General features: G+C 66.1%; 20 protein-coding genes. 10 read left to right on the forward strand and 10 right to left on the reverse strand.

Features of this window, described 5'->3' with window-relative positions:
• Positions 1-56: 56 nt before the first annotated feature.
• A complete protein-coding gene (locus HDG39_RS26335) occupies positions 57-1,667 on the reverse strand; it encodes an FAD-dependent oxidoreductase (RefSeq protein ID WP_184009944.1) in 1,611 nt (536 codons plus the stop codon).
• A 266-nt stretch (positions 1,668-1,933) separates the two neighbouring features.
• On the opposite strand from HDG39_RS26335, the gene HDG39_RS26340 reads away from it, so the two are divergent.
• Together HDG39_RS26340 and HDG39_RS26345 are read left to right on the forward strand one after the other, a co-directional pair.
• A complete protein-coding gene (locus tag HDG39_RS26340) occupies positions 1,934-4,078 on the forward strand; it encodes a hybrid sensor histidine kinase/response regulator family protein (RefSeq protein ID WP_311667406.1) in 2,145 nt (714 codons plus the stop codon).
• 151 nt (positions 4,079-4,229) lie between these two features.
• Positions 4,230-4,517, forward strand: a complete 288-nt coding sequence (locus HDG39_RS26345; RefSeq protein WP_184009948.1) for a hypothetical protein — start codon at positions 4,230-4,232, stop codon at positions 4,515-4,517.
• A 121-nt stretch (positions 4,518-4,638) separates the two neighbouring features.
• Here the strand turns inward: HDG39_RS26345 and HDG39_RS26350 are convergent, their stop codons facing one another.
• The 3 genes from HDG39_RS26350 to HDG39_RS26360 form a co-directional block, all read right to left on the reverse strand.
• Positions 4,639-5,658 carry a class I fructose-bisphosphate aldolase gene (locus tag HDG39_RS26350; protein WP_184009950.1) on the reverse strand — a complete coding sequence of 340 codons (1,020 nt, stop codon included), beginning with the start codon at positions 5,656-5,658 and terminating at the stop codon, positions 4,639-4,641.
• Between the two features lie 97 nt (positions 5,659-5,755).
• Positions 5,756-6,175 carry a secondary thiamine-phosphate synthase enzyme YjbQ gene (locus tag HDG39_RS26355; protein ID WP_184009952.1) on the reverse strand — a complete coding sequence of 140 codons (420 nt, stop codon included), beginning with the start codon at positions 6,173-6,175 and terminating at the stop codon, positions 5,756-5,758.
• 15 nt (positions 6,176-6,190) lie between these two features.
• The gene (locus HDG39_RS26360) at positions 6,191-6,511 is read right to left on the reverse strand and encodes a thioredoxin family protein (RefSeq protein WP_184009954.1); all 321 of its coding nucleotides are present in this window, start codon (positions 6,509-6,511) and stop codon (positions 6,191-6,193) included.
• 172 nt (positions 6,512-6,683) lie between these two features.
• On the opposite strand from HDG39_RS26360, the gene HDG39_RS26365 reads away from it, so the two are divergent.
• The 5 genes from HDG39_RS26365 (at position 6,684) to HDG39_RS26385 (ending at position 11,151) form a co-directional block, all read left to right on the forward strand.
• A complete protein-coding gene (locus HDG39_RS26365) occupies positions 6,684-6,980 on the forward strand; it encodes a DUF2628 domain-containing protein (RefSeq protein ID WP_018425131.1) in 297 nt (98 codons plus the stop codon).
• Positions 6,981-7,058: 78 nt separating this feature from the next.
• A complete protein-coding gene (locus HDG39_RS26370; RefSeq protein WP_184009956.1) occupies positions 7,059-7,547 on the forward strand; it encodes a hypothetical protein in 489 nt (162 codons plus the stop codon).
• A gap of 236 nt (positions 7,548-7,783) precedes the next feature.
• Entirely contained in the window at positions 7,784-9,127 is a 1,344-nt protein-coding gene (locus HDG39_RS26375; protein ID WP_184009958.1) for a sugar efflux transporter, read from the forward strand.
• A 216-nt stretch (positions 9,128-9,343) separates the two neighbouring features.
• The gene (gnd, locus tag HDG39_RS26380; RefSeq protein ID WP_184009960.1) at positions 9,344-10,378 is read left to right on the forward strand and encodes a phosphogluconate dehydrogenase (NAD(+)-dependent, decarboxylating); all 1,035 of its coding nucleotides are present in this window, start codon (positions 9,344-9,346) and stop codon (positions 10,376-10,378) included.
• Positions 10,379-10,452: 74 nt separating this feature from the next.
• Positions 10,453-11,151 (forward strand): HAD family hydrolase, encoded by a 699-nt coding sequence (locus tag HDG39_RS26385; protein ID WP_184009961.1) that lies wholly within the window; start codon positions 10,453-10,455, stop codon positions 11,149-11,151.
• 51 nt (positions 11,152-11,202) lie between these two features.
• On the opposite strand, the gene HDG39_RS26390 is transcribed toward HDG39_RS26385, so the two are convergent.
• Positions 11,203-11,742 carry an ankyrin repeat domain-containing protein gene (locus tag HDG39_RS26390; protein WP_184009963.1) on the reverse strand — a complete coding sequence of 180 codons (540 nt, stop codon included), beginning with the start codon at positions 11,740-11,742 and terminating at the stop codon, positions 11,203-11,205.
• A gap of 114 nt (positions 11,743-11,856) precedes the next feature.
• Complete coding sequence (locus tag HDG39_RS35245) at positions 11,857-11,985, reverse strand: hypothetical protein (RefSeq protein WP_260328269.1); 129 nt, start codon at positions 11,983-11,985, stop codon at positions 11,857-11,859.
• Between the two features lie 221 nt (positions 11,986-12,206).
• On the opposite strand from HDG39_RS35245, the gene HDG39_RS26395 reads away from it, so the two are divergent.
• The gene (locus HDG39_RS26395) at positions 12,207-14,600 is read left to right on the forward strand and encodes a phosphoketolase family protein (protein ID WP_184009965.1); all 2,394 of its coding nucleotides are present in this window, start codon (positions 12,207-12,209) and stop codon (positions 14,598-14,600) included.
• A 13-nt stretch (positions 14,601-14,613) separates the two neighbouring features.
• Positions 14,614-15,765 (forward strand): acetate/propionate family kinase, encoded by a 1,152-nt coding sequence (locus HDG39_RS26400; RefSeq protein ID WP_184009967.1) that lies wholly within the window; start codon positions 14,614-14,616, stop codon positions 15,763-15,765.
• A gap of 15 nt (positions 15,766-15,780) precedes the next feature.
• Here the strand turns inward: HDG39_RS26400 and HDG39_RS26405 are convergent, their stop codons facing one another.
• The gene (locus tag HDG39_RS26405; protein WP_184009969.1) at positions 15,781-16,035 is read right to left on the reverse strand and encodes a BON domain-containing protein; all 255 of its coding nucleotides are present in this window, start codon (positions 16,033-16,035) and stop codon (positions 15,781-15,783) included.
• Between the two features lie 195 nt (positions 16,036-16,230).
• Between HDG39_RS26405 and HDG39_RS26410 the strand changes: the two genes are divergently transcribed.
• Entirely contained in the window at positions 16,231-16,926 is a 696-nt protein-coding gene (locus tag HDG39_RS26410) for a YceH family protein (RefSeq protein ID WP_184009971.1), read from the forward strand.
• A gap of 79 nt (positions 16,927-17,005) precedes the next feature.
• Here HDG39_RS26410 and HDG39_RS26415 read toward each other — a convergent pair whose 3' ends face one another.
• The 3 genes from HDG39_RS26415 to HDG39_RS26425 all read right to left on the reverse strand — a co-directional run bounded on the left by HDG39_RS26415 (position 17,006) and on the right by HDG39_RS26425 (position 19,594).
• Entirely contained in the window at positions 17,006-17,524 is a 519-nt protein-coding gene (locus HDG39_RS26415; protein WP_184009973.1) for an SLATT domain-containing protein, read from the reverse strand.
• A 22-nt stretch (positions 17,525-17,546) separates the two neighbouring features.
• On the reverse strand, positions 17,547-18,590 hold the full coding sequence (locus tag HDG39_RS26420; RefSeq protein ID WP_013091688.1) for a rod shape-determining protein: 1,044 nt from the start codon (positions 18,588-18,590) through the stop codon (positions 17,547-17,549).
• Between the two features lie 146 nt (positions 18,591-18,736).
• A complete protein-coding gene (locus HDG39_RS26425; RefSeq protein WP_184009975.1) occupies positions 18,737-19,594 on the reverse strand; it encodes an IclR family transcriptional regulator in 858 nt (285 codons plus the stop codon).
• Positions 19,595-19,641: the final 47 nt, after the last annotated feature.

The raw sequence follows: 19,641 nt of genomic DNA on the forward strand, positions 1-19,641 counted from the left end.
CCTTGCTCCAGGTTGAACGTCAAGACATCGGATCGCGCGAGTCCACGTGCGCATCGTCACGACGCCGCCGCTTCCGGCGCGCCGATGATCGCGAGCGCGTCGGCACGCGACAGCCCCCCGCGCATCGCGTCGGAAAGCCGCGCGGTCAGCGCTTCGCGCTCGCAGGCGAACACCGCGTCGACTTGGCCGTCGCGCACGTACAGCGCGATGAACTGGTGATGATCGAAGTCGCCATCGACGACGATCTCATCCCACTCGCTCGCGTGGCCGAGGTATTCGAAGTTCTTGCCGTAGTGATAGGTCCAGAAGAACGGCACGTCGGCATAACGATTGCGCAAACCGCACATGTTCTGCGCGGCGATGCGCGCATGCTGCTGCGCGACGCGCCAATGCTCGATACGCACCGGCTCCTGGTTCTCATGCAGCGTGAACACGGCGATATCGCCGGCCGCATACAGACCGCACGCGGCGTTCATGCCGGCATTGACGACCACGCCGCCGTCCTTCTGCAACGGCAGTCCTTCGACAAACCCCGTAGCCGGCGCAACCCCCGTGCCCAGCAGCACGACATCGGCCGCGATGGCCTCGCCGCCGGCAAGCATCACCGTATGCACATTGCCTTCCTCGCCCTCGAGCGAGGCGACCTTGGCGTCGAGATAAAACTTCACGCCATTGCTTTCGTGCAGCGCGCGAAACATCTGGCCCGCGCGCTCGCCGAACTGCTTCTCGAACGGCACCTTGTCGCGCGAAATCACGGTGACGGGCACGCCGTGCTTGCGCAACGCGGACGCGACTTCGAGGCCGATGAAGCTGCTGCCGAGAATCGCGACACGGGCTTGCGATGCATCGTCGCCGAGCGCGTCGATCAACGCGGCGGCATCGTCGAGGTGTCGAAGCACATGCACGCCGCCGAGTTCGCAGCCGGGCATGTCGGGCACTTTCGGCACGCTGCCGGTCGCGAGCAGCGCGGTGTCGTATTTCAGCGGTTCGATGCTCTGCTCGCTACTACCGGCGCCGGCTTCGAAATGGATCGTGTGCGCAGGCACGTCGAGCCGCGCGACCTTCGCGACGATGCGCTCGATGCCGTGCGCGTGCAGCCAGTCGGGCGGCAGCAGCGGCGGCACGTCGGCGGGCGTCATTTCAAACGAGGGGACGAATTTGCTCAGCGAGGTGCGGTCATAGGGCGCGTGCGCTTCGTCGCCGATCAGCGTGATGCGGCCCTCGAAGCCGAACTCGCGTAACGCGGCACAGGCAGCGGCGCCGGCCGCGCCCGCGCCGATTACCACGTAGTGCTTGCCTTGCGCGGTGGCATCGGGCGGTGATGGGTGCGCCGCCGGTTCCGGCGCTGCGATTTTTTCCGCCGAGACGAGCACCTCGTCGCCATCGAGCGTGACCGGGTAGCGATCGAGCGGCAGCAGCGCGGGCGGTTCGAGCACGTTGCCGGTCGCGACGTCGAACGTACCCTTGTGCCACGGGCAGATAATGCGGCCGTGGCACAGCGCGCCCTCTTCGAGCGGGCCCCCGGCATGCGGGCAATCAGGCGAGTACGCGCGCACGGTGTCGCCGTCGCGCACGAGCAGAATCGGCGTGCGGTCCACCATCACGCGCACCGCGCGGTCCGCTGGTAATTCCGAGAGCCGCGCGACGCGGCGGGCAGTCGTGGACATGGTGAGGCCTCGCGCAAGAAAGAACTCGCGCAGCGCACGCAAACGCGTCGCGAGCGGTGACGGAAGCAGGCTTGCCATCAAACAGCGATAAGGCAGCAATCGCCGTGCCCGGACGCGCCGGCGGAGCAATGCCGTGAACCCGCTTGGGAAGATGGGCTGAGTTGCTGTAAATTTCGAGACAGGGGAATTAGCGCGCGAACAGCGGCGTGCGAATTCACAGGCAATGCCTTCCCTGACCGTATGCAACTTTGATGGAGCAGGTGACCGTGCAGCGTGCAGAACGTGTCGCAGTCGATGTGCCGATGCCGTCACGCAACTTCGCGGCGACGCGGCGCATGCTGCTGATCTTGCTTGCCGTGTCGATCATGTTTCCGTTGGCCTGCCTCGTGGGCTACGGCTACTTCGACTACCAGCGTCGAATCTCCGATGCGAACGATATGCTCGACCGCCTCGCGCGCGTGGCGCAGGAGCAGGCCGTCAAGGTGCTGGATTTGAACCGGCAGATGGCCTCGCGCGTGATCGAGCTGCTCGGCAATTCCGACGACGCGCAGATCCGCGCGCGCGAGCGCGAATTGCACGAACGTCTGCAGAGCATCGGCGGCGACTTTCCGCAGGTGGCGTCGATCTCACTGCTCGGCGTGAACGGCCAGTTACTTGCGTCGAGCCTCGCATATCCGGCGCCGGCAGTGACGATCGGCTTGCGCGACGACTTTCTCGCCGCGAAGGCGATGCGTCCGCAGCCGTATTTCTCGCTGCCGATGTTCGGCGCGCAGTCGAAGGTCGACGTGTTCACGACCGCGATCGGCCGCACGGGTACGGACGGTCAGTTTCTCGGCGCGGTCACGGTGGCGCTGCGCAACGAATATTTTTCGCGCTTCTATCGCGAGCTGACCAACGGCGATCCGTCGCTCGCGCTCGCGCTGTACCGGCAGGACGGCAATCTGCTGGTGCGCTATCCGCCATGGCCGGCCGGCGCGCGGCCGTCGATGCACAGCGCGTTCATGTCCGCGTTGCGCGACAAAGAGCTGTTCGGGCACGTGCATCTGAATTCGACCGTCGACGGTGTCGAGCGGCTGCTCGCGTTTCGCCGCGTCGGCGACTATCCGTTGTATGTGATGAGCGCGTACGCGATGTCATCGATCGTGGCGGCGTGGCGCACGCACTTCATGTTGATCGCGGTGCTGACGGCGGTGCCCTGCATCGCGATCTGGGGGCTCGTGCTGTATTCGCTGCGTCAGCTCGAGGCGGAGCGGCGCGCGTGGGAGCGGTGGCAGGGCGAGGTCGCGATGCGTCTGTCGGCCGAGGCGTCGAGCCGGCAACTGCAGCGCATGGGCGCGCTCGGCAATCTGGTCGCGAATGTCGCGCACGATTTCAACAACCTGCTGATGGTGGTGTCGGCGAACACCGAGCTCGCGCGCCTCAAGCATTACAACGATCTCGAGAAGGAAGTGCATGCGGTCGAGCGTGCCACGGCCACGGCCGAAGCGCTGACGCGGCGTCTGTTGAGCGTCGCGCGAAAGCAGCCGCTGAAGCAGGAGCCCGTCGAGCTTGCGCGCTGGCTGCCGGCCGCCGTGCCGCTGATCAACGCGGCGCTCGGCGACACGATCGAACTGGCGTTGCGCATGCCGGAGAACCTGTGGCAGGTGCTCGTCGATCCGACCGATCTCGAATTCGCGATCGTGAACATCGCGATGAACGCGCGCGATGCGATGCCGCGCGGCGGGCGCTTCGTGATCCGCTGCCAGAACAATCGGCTTGTCAGCAGCGATACGCTGCTGCCGGACGGCGAGTACGTGCAGATCGCCTGTTCCGACGACGGCGAAGGGATGCCCGAATCGGTCGCGCGACGCGCGTTCGAGCCGCTGTTCACGACCAAGCTACGCGGCTCGGGCACTGGCCTCGGGCTCGCCCAGGTACTGTCGATGTCCGAGCAGGCCGGCGGCACCGCGAAGATCGACAGCGTGCTGGGCAGTGGCACGACGGTGCGGATGTTTCTGCCGCGCTATCGTGAGCGCGCCGCGCTGGCCGGCGCCGATGCGCGCCAGCCGCTGCCGACCGCGGCCGGGGCCGTGCTGCTCGTCGAGGACAACGAGGACGTCGCGGCCGGCGTGACCGCGGTGCTCGAAACCTTCGGGTGCGAGGTGCATCACGAGCCGACCGCCGACCAGGCGTTCGACGTGCTGAGCGCCGGCGAGCGCTTCGAGCTCGTGCTGTCGGACATCCAGATGCCGGGCAAGCTGAACGGTATCGACCTGGCGGAGAAGATCCGCAGCGCGTGGCCGTCGCAGAAGATCGCGCTGATGACCGGTTACGCCGACGAGCTCGACCGCGCGCGTCGGCTCGGCATCGCGATACTCGCGAAGCCGTTCAATATCGACGAACTGCATGCGCTGGTGGCTTGCGGCACCTGAAGCCGCGGCACCGTTCGTCTATCGCGTTCATGGGCTTTTGCTGGCGTGCTGTGCTGCGGCACAGCCCTTGCTGAAAAGAGCGCGAGGTTTGCGCGTGCGGTCACCGCGCGCCCACTTCCTTTCGACACTCTCGACACCCAGGAGAATCGCCATGAAGATCAGACACGCAGTGCTCGCTTCCACCTTGCTCGCGGCTTCTTCGCTCGCAATGGCGCAAGGCGCCGGCGGCGGCGCAGGCGGCGGCGGGGGGCCGGCCGGCAACGACCCGAACACCAACGCCGCGACCTCGACACGCGAGGGCGGCGATGCGGGCGCAACCGGGATGACCACGCCTTCGACTCACCATCACATGAAGAAGCATTCGAAGTCGAAGAAGCCCATGACCGACTCGACGAATACGCCGGGCGCCGACGCGAGCAGCGATACGAAGGGGCAGTAAGCGCAGCGTATCAAGGCAGAAGGGCGGCTGGAGTCGCGCGTCGGGTGTGACCCGGCGTGTCGGCTCCTGCCGTTTTGTACATAAACGTGATTACTGGCGATTTGCAATCGCTCGCCAGCGGTCAATCCTTTTCCATCGCCGCGTCGTACTTGCCGAGCGCGGCCGCGCCGTTCAGACGCGCGCGCTTGAGCAACGCCTGCTGCGCTTCCTTCACGTTGGCCGGCTGTCCGCGCCACGCATTCAACGGCGGCTCCTGCAACGCGCGCCCGTACGAAAAGCTCAGATTCCACGGCAGCGCACCGAGCCGGTTCATCGCACCGAGATTGGCGGTGGCCTCCTCGGGCGACTGTCCGCCCGACAGGAACACGAGACCGGGAACCGAAGAGGGCACCGTACGCATCAGCACGCGCACGGTCGCCGCCGCGATATGCGCCGTGCTCGACTGCTGCTGATGCTCGGAGCCGGCCAGCACCATGCTCGGCTTCAGCACGATATGTTCGAGCACCACGCGATGCCGATGCAGCGCATGAAACACCTCGTGCAACACGGCCTCGGTGACTTCCGCGCAACGCTCGATCGTGTGATCGCCGTCCATCAACACCTCGGGTTCGACGATCGGCACGATGCCGGCTTCCTGGCTGATCGCCGCGTAACGCGCGAGCGAATCGGCGTTCGCCTCGATCCCGAGCCGGCTCGGCAGACTCGCGGTGATGTTGTAGACCGCGCGCCACTTCGCGAAGCGCGCGCCTTGCCGCTTGTAATCGACGAAGCGTTTGGCGAGACCATCGAGGCCCTCGGTGATCTCGTCGCCGGGAGCGAGCGCGAGCGGCACCTTGCCGAGGTCGACCTTGATGCCGGGCACGATGCCGTTCGCCGCGGCCACCTGCGGGAACGGCGTGCCGTCGTCGGCTTTCTGGCCGAGCGTTTCTTCGTAGAGGATCACCCCGCTCACGAACTCGCCGAGACCGGGCGTCGTCAGGAGCAGGTTGCGATACGCGCGACGGTTTTCCTCGGTCGATTCGAGGCCGATCGTCTTGAAGCGTTTGGCGATGGTCGGGCCGCTTTCGTCGGCGGCGAGAAGACCCTTGCCCGGTTGAACCATCGCCTTGACGGTGGCTTGCAGCTCGCTACGGGTGTCCATGAGGTGTGCTCCCTTGGGTAGGCTCCGTTCGATGCGGTGTGCGGAGAAGTGCCGGTGACAGTTTCCTTTGCGTGACGAGTGGGTGCGAAAGCGGACTTCATTCGCCGAGCAGATGCAACACGATATCGCGAGGTTGCGGGTGACGCCGATGTTCGAACAGATACAGCCCCTGCCAGGTGCCGAGCACCATCCTTCCATGCTCGACGGGCACGCACAACTGCACCTGGGTGAGCGCCGTGCGCAGATGCGCGGGCATGTCGTCGGGGCCTTCGGTGTCGTGCTCGTAGCGCGTGTCGTCCTCGGGCGCGAGGGTCTCGAAGTAGCGCTGCAGATCTCGCCGCACGGACGGATCGGCATTCTCCTGAATCAGCAGCGACGCCGACGTGTGCCGGCAAAACAGCGTCAGCAGACCGGTACGGATGTCCGTCTCGTCGACGAAGCGGCGCGCGTCGTCGGTAAATTCGACGAGGCCGCGGCCGCGGGCCTGGATACTCAGATGATGGATGACCTGGCGCATGACGGAGCTCCAATCTCAGAGCGACGCGAACGCGTCGTCGATATCCTCGGCGCTGCGTGGCCGCACCACGCGCGCGACCTCGGCGCCGTCGCGCATCAGCACGAGCGTCGGCCACAGCTTGACCTTGAACGAGCGGCCGAGCGGGCGGCCCGGGCCGTCCTCGATCTTCAGATGCCGCAGGCCCGAGTGCGGCGCGAGCGCCTGCCGGATCGATGCCTGCGCGCCCTGGCAATAGCCGCACCAGTCGGTGCCGAATTCGACGACGGTGGCGCCGGGCAGCGAGTCGAGCTCGGCGCGGGTCGGTCCTTTCGGGGAATAAGCTGTCGGCGAGGTCATGCGTGCTCCGCTGCTGATCGTGATCTGCCAAGGGTAGCAGCTATGCCGCGGATCGTCAGCGCAGCGGCCGTATGCTGCCGATGCGCGCGGTGTCACCGCGGCATGTTAAAAAGCGGTGCGCGCGTGCTCGACCGATCGACGCGCCGCGTCATCGCACGGAACCTCGCAAAACATGAACGCACGAATCTATCTGCAACATCCGCAACACAAAGACGCTATCGCGGTCGCGACCGGCTTCAGCTGGGGCGCCTGCCTGCTCGGCTTCATCTGGGCGCTGTCGAAGAGAATGTGGTTCGCCGCGTTCGTGATGCTAGGCATCAACGTGATCCTGCTCGGCATCGGTCTGTGGGGCGAGACGGCCGATCTGATCGGCTTCGTGCTGTCGATCGTGTTCGCGTTCGGATGCGGCGCGTATGGCAACCGGTGGCACCGCTGGACGCTCGAACAGCGGGGCTACGTCGTGGTGTGATGCGTTCGCGCTGGAGCGGGGATTGCTGCGCGCAGGGGTGTTATCGAAGCTGAGTTCAATCCGTCATGGAGGCGTTTCATGCTCATTGCATTGGCAATCGCTGGTCTTTCCGCTGATCGGCTTTCGACGCGCGGCGCGCGTGCGGTCGCGCTGGCTGCAGCGTTGGTCATGTTGGCCATCGCGCCGCTCGCGCACTGCGCCGAAGCGGCGCCCCCCGCCACGATTGCGGCCACCCCAGCCGCGCCAGCCTCCGCGCCCGCCGACGACACCTTCCTGCTGACGATCTTCCTGCGCCACGACGAATCGAAGCCGCTGCCGAAAATCAACGATCAACTGCGCGAGCAGGGCTTCTTCAAGACCTTCCCGCCGCCAGGCATCGAAGTCGTGTCGTGGTACGTGATGATGGGCATCGGGCAGGTCGTGACGCTGCGCGTGCCCGCGAGCCGGTTGCGCGAAGTAAACCGCGCGATCGAATCGACCGCGTGGGGCGGCTATCACACCGAGTTCTATCCGACCTACGACTACAAGGCGCAGGCGCAGCAAATGCGCGCAACCGAGGGCAAGTAGCGGCGAGCGTGCCAGCACGCTTGCCGCTAACGGCACGCATCGGCGCGGCGCGGCGCGAATAGCCGGATGAATCCGCAGGCTTCTCACGGATTTGGGACAGCTATTAGCGGGTTTACGCGAGCCGCGCTCCGGGTCGATAATGCCCCGGTCGTTCCGGCCCCCTGCCTGCGACGCCTAACGTGCCTTCGAGCGCTTCGCTGCGTATCGAGGCCCGCTCCACCTGACCCACCGTCCCCGTGTTGAAAACTGCGCGTTTTTTCGACCTGCTTCGCATTCCTGGCTTCAAGCCGCTCGCCGCCGCCACCCTGATGCTCGGTGTGGCGATGTCCTTCACCGCACCGTATCTGTCTCTGTTCGGCATCGAACGCGCCGGCATGACGCCGTTCCGGCTCGGTGTATTCATGACGCTGATCGCCGCGAGCGGTGTGCTCGCGAGCACGGCGGCGGGGCGCTGGAGCGACCGGAGCGGGCGGCATCGACCGTTATTGCTGGCGGCGCTCATCGCCGCCGCGCTCGGCTACCTGTGTCTGTGCGTGGTGCGCGATTACCGGTTGCTGCTCGTGGTCGGCATCGTGTTCATCGGCGCGGGCGGTTCGGCGATTTCGATGGTGTTCTCGTTCAGCCGCGCGGCGCTGCCGGTGCCCGACCCTGCCGAGCGCGTGTTCGCGAGCGCGACGCTGCGTACGATCCTCTCGGCCGCATGGGTATTCGGGCCGGCGGTCGGCGCGCTGGTGCTCGCCGCGACGAGCTTCACCGGACTCTTCCTGTTCGCGGCCGCCAGCTTCGCGACCTGCGGCTTCATCGTCTGGCGCATGCAGGAGCCGCAGAGCCATCTCGGCGATCATACGGTCGAGGACACCGCGTCGGAGCCGTCCGCGTCGATCACGGTGCCGCCGTTGAGGCAGCCCGGCGAGGACGCGCACGAAACGCTGCCGGTCGCGTCGGCGAACGACATCCTGCGCTCGGTGACCGCGCTGACCCTGCTCGGCCTCGCCGCGAACGCGACGATGATTGTGCTGCCGCTGTACATCGTGCACGGGCTCAACGGCACGCATCTCGACGTGTCGGTGATGCTCGGTCTCGGCGCGCTGACCGAGATCCCGATGATGCTCGCGCTCGGCGCGAAGTCGTCGTCGCTGCACAAGCCGAACTGGCTTGCCGCGTGCGCGGCCGTGCATGCGGTGTACTTCGTCGCGATGTCGCTGGCCGGCAACGTCAGCGTGCTGATCCCGATGCAGATGCTGAACGCGTTCGTGGTCGCCGTGACCTCGTGCCTCGGCATGACCTACGTGCAGGATCTGATGCCGCATTCGCCCGGGCGTGCGACCGCGCTGTTCTTCAATGCGGCGCGGGTCGGCTCGATCCTGTCGGGCGTGCTGTCGGGGCTGCTCGTGCAGGCGTTCAGCTATCGCGGCACGTTCCTGTTCTGCGGACTGCTGGCGCTGGGCGCGCTCGTGCTGTTCGCGGTGCCCGGCTATCGCTATCCGCTGATGTGGCGCGCGGTCAAGCGCTTCGCGGCCGAGCAATACGCGAAGCTGGCCGCCCGCCGCGGCACGCGCGTGCCCGAGCGCAGCGAATGACACGTGGGCCCGCCGCGTTCGCTTTCGTGCGGATGCGGCGCGCCTCCAGCTACGTGGAACTTTGAGCCGCGCTGCGCCTCTGGAAAAAAGTGCGGCTTGCTTCGGTACATTCAGCGTAGCTCGCGACACAGCGCCTATGCTTAAGGGCAGCCACGCCGCCGCAACACGACGACCGGAAAATCGGGCAGCGCAACGCAGCATCTTTCGGAGCGAGCCATGCAGCTAGGCATGATTGGATTGGGACGAATGGGCGCCGACATGGTGCGGCGCCTGACGAGGGGAGCGCAGCAGTGCATCGTCTACGACGTGCAGCCGGCGGCGGTCGACAGGCTGAAGCAGGAAGGCGTGGCCGGCGCGAGCTCGCTCGAAGACCTCGTCGCGAAGCTCGACAAGCCGCGCGCCGTGTGGCTGATGGTGCCCGCCGCCGTGGTCGACGCGACGCTCGACCAGCTCGTGCCGCTGCTCGAGCCGGGCGACGTCGTGATCGACGGCGGCAACTCCTACTATCACGACGACATCCGCCGCGGCCAGCAACTCGGCGCGCGCCAGCTTCACTACGTGGACGTCGGCACGAGCGGCGGCGTCGCGGGGCGCGAGCGCGGCTACTGCCTGATGATCGGCGGCGAGGCTGAGGTCGTCAAACGGCTCGAACCGATCTTCTCGACGTTGGCGCCCGGCGTGGGCACGCAGAGCGCGACACCGGGCCGCGCGGCGGGCGCGAGCACCGCTGAGCAGGGCTTTCTGCATTGCGGCCCGCAAGGCGCGGGGCATTTCGTCAAGATGGTTCATAACGGCATCGAGTATGGGCTGATGACCGCCTACGCCGAGGGTCTGAACGTGCTGCGCCACGCCGACGCCGGCCGGCACGCGCGCGAGGCCGATGCCGAGACCTCGCCGCTGCGCCGTCCCGAGCTGTATCAGTACGATCTGAATCTCGCGGATATCGCCGAGGTCTGGCGGCGCGGCAGCGTGATCGGCTCGTGGCTGCTCGACCTGATCGCCGGCTCGCTCGCCAGCGACTCCGAACTGAAAGGCTATGCGGGCCGAGTATCGGATTCGGGCGAGGGGCGCTGGACCGTCGCGGCGGCCATCGACGAAGGTGTGCCGACGCCGGTGCTCAGCGCGGCGCTGTTTGCGCGCTTCAGTTCACGCGGAGAAGCCGATTTCGCGAATCGCGTGCTGTCGGCGATGCGGCACGATTTCGGCGGCCACGCGGAAAAACCCGTCGCGCCGGATGGCGGGCTGAAGTAGCCGAGGCCATCCACGCGTTTGCTATCACGCCGATCCGCCGAACCGTCCCGCCGAACTTGCCACAAGGAACCCCGATGCCAGTCACCTCCGCCACGCCGCACGACGTCGTGTTTCTGTTCGATTGCGACAACACGCTGCTCGACAACGATCACGTTCTGCAGGATCTGCGCGCGCACATGATGGGCCAGTTCGGCGAGGAGAACAGTGCGCGCTACTGGGAGATCTTCGAAAACCTGCGCACCGAACTCGGTTACGCCGACTACCTCGGCGCGCTGCAGCGCTACCGGACCGAGCATCCACGCGACACGCGCCTGCTGTTGATGTCGTCGTTCCTGATCGAGTATCCGTTTGCGAACCGGCTCTATCCGGGTGCGCTCGACGCGCTGCGGCATCTCGGCAAGCACGGGCCGACGGCGATCCTGTCGGATGGCGACGTCGTGTTCCAGCCGCGCAAGATTTCGCGCTCGGGCCTGTGGGACGAAGTCGACGGGCGTGTGCTGATTTACATCCATAAGGAGCTGATGCTCGACCAGGTGATGGAATGCTATCCGGCGCGCCATTACGTGATGGTCGACGACAAGCTGCGAATTCTGAGCGCGATGAAGAAGGCATGGGGCGCGGAGCTGACCACCGTGTTTCCGCGCCAGGGACACTATGCGTTCGATGCGAAGGAGATCGCGAGCAACCCGCCCGCGGATGTGACGGTCGGGCGGATCGGCGAGTTGGCGGAGATCGACGTGGAAACGTTGTTGCGTAGCGCGAAGGGCAACTAGGCGGCGCCGCGCGCGGTGTGCGGCCGCCGTTTCATGGGTGAAATCGCGGGCTCACGCGCCCAGCGCTTTCAGGCGCGCGTGGGTATCGGCCGCGCCCATCCGTGCGGCGGCATCGGCCGCGCTGACGCCGTTCGCGTCGCGCGCATGCGGGTCCGCGCCGTGCGCGAGCAGCAGATCGACGATCGCGGTGCGGTTGAACATCGCCGCGATCATCAGCGCGGTGCGGCCATCGGGCGATGCGCCTTCGACGTCGGCGCCATGCGCGAGCAAGGTTTCGATCACCTTGTCGAAGCCCTTGAATGCGGCGCCCGCGATCGGCGTCTGGCCCGCGTCGTTGCGCAGGTTCGCATCGGCGCCCCGCTCGAGCAGCGTGCGCACTGCATCGACGTGGCCGTGGTAGCTCGCGAGCATCAGCAGGCTGTCGCCGCGCTCGTTGCGCAAATTCGGCGGCACGCCTTTCTCGATGACGGCCGCGAGCATCGTCGCATCGCCGCGCCGCGCAAGGTCGAAGACTTCGCGCGCGAGCGCCTGCAATTCGGGATCGGGTTGCGATGCGGGCGGGTTGTCGGTGTGGTCGGTGTGGTCGGTCAAGGCACTCTCCTTGCGATGAATGAGCGGCGCATTGCCAATGCCGCGCCCGGTCTTTCAGCGAGCATACACATTCCGTGGCGCTCGCGCTCGCACGCTGGCAGCCGCACCGCTGTGCTAGCCGTGGCCGAACAGCTTGACCAGTAGCCCGAATATGCCGATCGGTATGGCGACAGCCAGGCATGTGAACACGAGCGTAAGGACCAGGATCACGAGCACTTTGAGCGCACTGGGAGATGTCGACATGGTGGCCGTTGACCTGAGATAGAAAATCACGAAAAGAAAGCAGACAGCGCAAGGGAGTTGCAGTATGAATGCCACATTCAGCGCGACATACTGCGAGAGGTAGAAAGCATTCGCCCCCGTTTGAGCAGCCTGGTACATTCGACTCGCACCGCCCGGCTTCGTTTCGAGTGCGCCGCATCATCCGCCAACCAGCCTGACAGTTCTGTTCGAGGAGTGACGCCATGGCCGAAGCAACCTCGCATCCCAACCCACCGCAAGTTCTGGACCCTGATACGCTGCGCAACCTCGATCGCTACTGGCGCGCATGCAATTACCTGTCGGTCGGCATGATCTATCTGCGCGACAACCCGTTGCTGCGCAAACCGCTGAAGCCCGAGCACATCAAGAACCGGCTGCTCGGCCACTGGGGTTCCGACGCTGGCCAGAGCTTCGTGCTCGTGCATCTGAACCGGCTGATCCGCAAACACGATCTCGACGTGATCTTTCTGTCCGGCCCCGGTCACGGCGCCCCCGCGAGCCTCGCGCACTGCTACCTGGAAGGCCACTACTCGGAAATTTATCCGGACCGCAGCGAGGACGAAGCCGGTATGCAGCGCTTTTTCCGGCAATTCTCGTTCCCGGGCGGCATCGGTTCGCATTGCACGCCCGAAACGCCGGGCTCGATTCACGAAGGGGGCGAACTCGGCTACTGCCTGTCGCACGGCTACGGCGCCGCGTTCGACAACCCCGAGCTGATCGTCACCGTGATGATCGGCGACGGCGAAGCGGAAACCGGCCCGCTCGCCACGTCGTGGCATTCGAACAAATTCCTGAACCCGATCCGCGACGGCGCGGTGCTGCCGGTGCTGCATCTGAACGGCTACAAGATCGCCAACCCGACGCTGCTCGCGCGCATTCCGCGTGAGGAACTCGAAGCATTGATGGTCGGCTACGGGCACAAGCCGTATTTCGTCGAAGGCGACGATCCCGACACGATGCATCAGCAGATGGCCGCGACGCTCGAACAATGCATCGGCGAAATTCGCGCGATCCAGCAGCATGCGCGGCAGAACAACGACACCACGCGGCCGCGCTGGCCGATGATCGTGCTGCGCTCGCCGAAGGGCTGGACCGGGCCGAAGGAAGTCGACGGTCACAAGGTGGAAGGCTCGTGGCGCTCGCATCAGGTGCCGGTGGCCGATGCGGTGAGCAATCGCAAGAGTCTGCAGATCGTCGAGGATTGGCTGCGCAGCTACGGCCCCGAAACGCTGTTCGATGCGAACGGCCGGCTCGTCGAAGAACTGCGCGCGCTCGCGCCCGAGGGCGCGCGCCGCATCAGCGCGAATCCGCACGCGAACGGCGGGCTGTTGTGCAAGATGCTCGACATGCCGCCGTTCCGCGACTACGCGGTGGCCGTGAAGAAACCGGCGGCGGCGTATACGTCGCCGACCGCGGTGCTCGGCACGTTCCTGCGCGACGTGATGCGCAACAACATGTCGAACTTCCGGCTGTTCGGTCCCGACGAAACTTCGAGCAACAAGCTGCACGCGGTCTATGAAGCGTCGGGCAAGACCTGGCTCGCCGCGCTCGAACCGGGCGACGCCGACGGCGGCGAACTGTCGCCCGATGGCCGCGTGATGGAAATGCTCAGCGAGCACACGCTCGAAGGCTGGTTGGAAGGCTATGCGCTGACCGGCCGTCACGGACTCTTCGCGACCTACGAAGCGTTCGTGCACGTGATCGACTCGATGTTCAACCAGCACGCGAAGTGGCTCGAAAAAGCCAAGCGCGAGCTCGGCTGGCGGCAGCCGGTGCCGTCGCTCAATCTGCTGATCACGTCGATCGTGTGGCGCCAGGATCACAACGGTTTCACGCACCAGGACCCCGGTTTTCTCGACGTGGTCACGAACAAGAGCCCGGACGTCGTGCGCATCTATCTGCCGCCCGACGCGAACTGTCTGCTGAGCGTCGCCGATCACTGCCTGCGCTCGCGCGACTACGTGAACGTGATCGTGTCCGACAAGCAGCCGCACCTGGACTATCTCGACATGGACGCGGCCGTCACGCATTGCACCAAGGGCATCGGCATCTGGGACTGGGCGTCGACCGATCAGGGCGTCGAGCCGGACGTCGTGATGGCGTGCGCGGGCGACATCGCGACGATGGAAGCGCTCGCCGCCGTGCAGATCCTGAAGGAGCGCTGCCCGACGCTGAAGATCCGCTTCGTCAACGTGGTCGATCTGTTCCGCCTGATGCCCGAGCATGCGCATCCGCACGGACTGTCCGACCGCGATTTCGATTCGCTGTTTACGACCAGCAAGCCGGTGATCTTCAACTTCCACTCGTATGCGGCGCTCGTGCACAAGCTCACGTACAACCGTCAGAATCACGGCAACATGCACGTGCATGGCTATAACGAGAAGGGCAACATCAATACCCCGCTCGAACTCGCGATCATCAACGGCGTCGACCGCTTCACGCTGGCGATCGATGCGATCGATCGCGTGCCGTCGCTGCGCGGCGTCGGCGATCATACGAAGGAGTGGCTGCGCGGGCAGATCATCGAGCATCTCGCGTATGCGCACGAGGAAGGGATCGACAAGGAGGAAATCCGCAACTGGACGTGGAAAGGCTGAGCGAGGAGGCGCCATGCACGATCACGATCAGGAACGGACGATCCTCGTGCTGAACAGCGGTTCGTCGTCGCTGAAGTTCGGGCTGTTCGCCCGGTCGGCCAACGACGAAACACTGTTGCTCGAAGGCGCGGCCGAGGGCATCGGCCGCGACGACGGCCGGCTGCGGATCAAAGCGGCCGATGGCCGCGTGCTGTTGCAGCAGGAGCACTTGCTCGAATCGCAGACCGAGGCGTTGCAGGCGCTCTCGCAGGTGCTCGCGCAGCAGCATCATGAGCGGCCCTCGGCGGTGGGGCATCGCGTCGTGCATGGCGGTCCGCATCTGCGCACGCACCAGCTCATCACCGACGACGTGCGCCGTCAGTTGCGCGACGCGCTGCACTTCGCGCCATTGCATATTCCGCCGGCACTCGCGCTCATCGATGAAGCCACGCAGATCTTCGGCGACGCGCCGCACTATGCGTGCTTCGACACCGCGTTTCACGCGACGCTGCCGCCGCGTGCGGCGCAGCTCGCGTTACCGGGCCGTTACGCGGACGCTGGTGTGATCCGCTATGGCTTTCATGGACTGTCGTACGAATCGCTGGTCATGCAGCTCGGCGCGGCGTTGCCGTCGCGAGCGGTGTTCGCGCATCTCGGCAATGGGGCGAGCCTGTGCGCGCTACTCGACGGCCGCTCGGTCGATACGTCGATGGGCCTGACGCCGACCGGCGGCATCCCGATGGGCACGCGCTGCGGTGACCTCGATCCGGGCGTGCTGCTGTATCTGCTGCGCGCGGAACGGCTCGACGCCGATGCGCTGGAAGCGCTGCTCAATCGCCGCAGCGGGCTGGCCGGTTACGCGGACGGCGAAAGCGACATGCAAGTGCTCGAAAAACGCGCGGCGGCCGGCGACGCGCGGGCGTCGCTCGCGCTCGATGCCTTCGCGACCGCGGTGCGCAAGACGATCGGCGGGTACGCGGCACTGCTTGGCGGCATCGATCTGCTCGTGTTTACCGGCGGGATCGGCGAGCACAGCGCCGAGGTTCGGCGGCGCGTATGCGATGGGCTTGCGTTTCTTGGGCTCGTCGAAAACGATCCGGCGGGCAAGGTGAGGGTGTTGCACACCGAGGAGGAAAGGCAGATCGCGCGGCATTGCCGGCAACTGCTGCAAGCGGGCGGGAGCTGACCCGCCTGACTGAGGTCAGCCCTTGCGGACGACGGTCCGGTCCACGACTGAGGTGACGCCGAACAGACGCGTCACGTCTTCGAGCATCGCGGCGCGCTGTGCTTCGCGCTGAAGCTCGCCCGACAACGTGATGCGCCCCCGCGCGACCTTCACGCGCACGGCGCGTGGCGGCACGGCCGAATCCCACGCGAGACGGCGCGCTGCTTCGGCGGCGATCTGCGCGTCGGTCAAGCGGGCAGATTCGCTCGATCTCGAGCTTGTGGACCGCATGGCGTCTCCGCGAAACAGAATGTCGATCAACTCACACTAGCAGATGTGGCGGGTTTTGCCGGCGTGCGCGCTTCGCCGGCAGCGCAGATTCGCTCGCCGCGCCGCGCTCGCCACGTTTATCATAGTGCCCACCTGACAGAACGCGCCGTCCAGCCGCGAACGGCGCGCGCATCTTCCACGAGACCTCGCAATCCCATGAATTCGACTCCCGACGCTCCTTCCCGACCTTCGCTGCGCGCGCTGACCGCGCTCGAAGGACGTGTTCTCGGCGTGCTCGTCGAAAAACAGCACACGGTACCCGACAGTTATCCGTTGTCGCTGAACGCGCTGACGCTCGGATGCAATCAGAAGACCGGCCGCGCGCCGGTGATGAGCGCGACCGAGGCCGAGGTGCTGACCGCCGTCGACGGGCTGAAACGCCTGAGCCTCGTGTTCGAAGGCAGCAGCAGCCGCGTACCGCGCTTCGAGCACAACATGAACCGCGTGCTCGGGCTGCCGGGACAGTCGATCGCGCTGCTGACCACGCTGCTGCTGCGCGGCGCGCAAACGGCCGCCGAATTGCGCCTGAACAGCGCGCGCCTGCATGGCTTCGCCGATATTTCGTCGGTCGAGGCGTTTCTCGACGAGCTGGCCGCGAACGATCCGCCTCGCGTCGTCCGGCTGCCGCGTATGGCGGGCGAGCGTGAGAATCGCTGGATGCATCTGTTGTGCGGCGAAGTCAGCATCACCGAAGCCGCGCAGTCCGCGCTCGCCGAGGACGACAGCGTGCCGCCGTCGGCATTCGAGGCGCTGAAGGCCGAGCAGAAGCGTCTCGCCGATGAAGTCAGCCGTCTGCAGGCCGTCGTGCGGCGCATGGCGACCGAGCTGGGTATCAGCGCGGACGATCTGTGATCTGAAACTGAAACTGAAACGAAAGCGAAGGCGAAGGCGAAGGCGAAGGCGAAGGCCAAAACGCGCCCGGCCGCCTGTTTCACGCATCACGCCGACGCGGCCTGTCCGCCAGCAACGTGCGCTGCGTGCGATAGAAGATCCGCGGCGGCACGTTCGGCGAGTCTTCGGCGAGACGGTCGAGTTCGGTACGGATTCCGGTGAGGTAGTGCGCTTCGCGCGCATCGGCGTCGCCGGCAAACACCGCTTCGAGCCGCCTACGCACCGCGCCATAGCGCGCACCGGCCGCGCGATGCTTCTCGGCACGCTCCGCATAGCGCAGGAACGTCTGCAACGCGGCCGACATCGCCGCCGCCACGCTGACGAGCCCAACGACTATCCGCACCTCGATCGACACCGGCGGCGCGCTCAACGACGCGAACACCGCCGTGCCGACGAACGCGGTCAGCGCGGTCACGAGCCAGCCCATGCGGCGCTCGCGCGCCGACAGCAGATCCGCCATGTCGTAATGGCTCATCTGCGATTCGCGCGCGCGGCGAATCCATTTCAACAGCAGCTCGGTTTCGTCGACGGGCGGCTCGTAGGCGGGCAGGGTCGTCATCGTTCAGCGTTCGGCACGCGCATCAATCGTAGGAAAACGAGCTGCCGAACTTCTCGATCCGCTCCAGCGCCATGCCCGAGCCGCGTACGACGCAGGTCAGCGGCGCCTCTGCGACGAACACCGGCAGGCCGGTTTCCTCGGCGAGCAGACGGTCGAGATCGCGCAGCAGCGCGCCGCCACCCGCGAGCGTGATGCCGCGCTCGGCGATGTCCGCGCCGAGTTCCGGCGGCGTCTGTTCCAGCGCGATCTTCACCGACGACACGATCTGATTCAGCGGATCGGTCAGCGCTTCGAGGATTTCGTTGCTCGACACCGTGAAGCTGCGCGGAATGCCCTCGGACATGTTGCGGCCTTTGACTTCCATCTCCATGACCTCGGAGCCCGGAAACGCGGAGCCGATTTCCTTCTTGATTGCCTCGGCGGTCTGCTCGCCGATCAGCATGCCGTAGTTGCGGCGGATGTAGTTGACGATGGCGTCGTCGAACTTGTCGCCGCCGACGCGCACCGAGCCTTTGTACACGATGCCGCCGAGCGAGATCACGCCGACCTCGGTGGTGCCGCCGCCGATATCGACGACCATCGAACCGGTTGCATCCGACACCGGCAGGCCGGCGCCCGTCGCCGCGGCCATCGGTTCCTCGATCAGATAGACCTGCGAGGCGCCCGCGCTATGCGCGGCCTCCTTGATCGCGCGGCGCTCGACCTGGGTCGAACCGCACGGCACGCAGATGATGATGCGCGGCGATGGCGCAAACAGCCGCGACTCGTGCGCCATCTGGATGAAGCGCTTGATCATTTGCTGGGTGATGTTGAAATCGGCGATCACGCCGTCTTTCATCGGGCGGATCGCCTCGATGTTGCCCGGTACCTTGCCGAGCATCTGCTTCGCTTCGCGGCCCACGGCGAGGATGATCTTCTTGCCGTTCGGCCCGCCTTCCTGGCGGATCGACACGACGGACGGCTCGTCGAGAACGATGCCCTTGCCGCGCATGTAGATCAGCGTGTTCGACGTGCCGAGGTCGATTGCCAGGTCGTTGGAAAAGTAGCCGCGCAGAAAACCGAACATGCGTATTCCTGTCTTTGCGAAGGCGGGCGCGTGAGCGCCGCCGGGGGCTTGTCGGGGTCTGCCGCTTGCACGCGGCGGGCGGCCAGAGCGGCCGCGCGACAGCAAGAATAGCAGTTTATCGACGGGCGCGGCCGCAGTATCGTCCGCTATCTGCCGCTCGCCGGCCCCAGCCGCGCCGCGATCGTGCGGCATGCCGCAAGCAGCGGCTCGATGTAAGTGGCTTGCACATCGTCGCGACGGCGGAAGGTCGGCATGCTGATGCTCACGCAGCCGGCCACGCGGCCGTCCGGGCCGCGAATCGCGGCGCCGTAGCAGCAGATCGATACTTCGTTCTCCTCGCGGTCTTCCGCGTAGCCGCGCTGCGCGGTCGCGTCCAGCTCGCGGCGCACGGCGTCGAGGTCGGTCAGCGTGTGCTCGGTGAAACGCTCGAGCGGCGCGTTCTTCAGCAGCGCCTCGCGCTCGGCCACGCTGAGTGTCGCCAGATACGCCTTGCCGACCGAACTCGACGTCAGCGACACACGCGTGCCGATGCGCGATGCCATGCGCACCGCGTGCGGGCTTTCGAGCTTTTCGATGTAGACCATCTCGCCCTGGCTGGGCACCGCGAGGTGGATCGTCTCCGATGTGAAGTCGCGCAACGCCATCAACGCATCGACGGCCGCGAGCCGCAGATCCGAGCGCTCCCAGCTATGGCTCGCAAGGTTGATCAGGCGCGGTCCGAGGCCGAAGGTGCTGCCGCTGCCGCTCGCGACGATCAGCCCTTCAGCCTGCAAAGCCGCGACGATGCGATGGACGGTCGGGCGTGGATAGCCGCTCGCCGCGCTCAGCTTCGCGACGTTGGGCGGCGTTGGCGCATCGGCGATCAGCTGCAGCACCGCAATGAACTTCGAGAACGCGGCGGCGCCGGCGACGGCCCTGGAGTCGGCTTTGTTGTCGGCGTGCCCGACAGCATCATGGCCGGCGGCGCCGGCGTGGGAACGGGGTTTGGAAGCGGAACTCGACATCACACAGAGGCAGGGCAGGGGTACGCAATTATGCCTTTATCGATGGC

The organism is Paraburkholderia lebeckiae, assembly GCF_014201005.1.
GTDB lineage: Bacteria > Pseudomonadota > Gammaproteobacteria > Burkholderiales > Burkholderiaceae > Paraburkholderia > Paraburkholderia tuberum.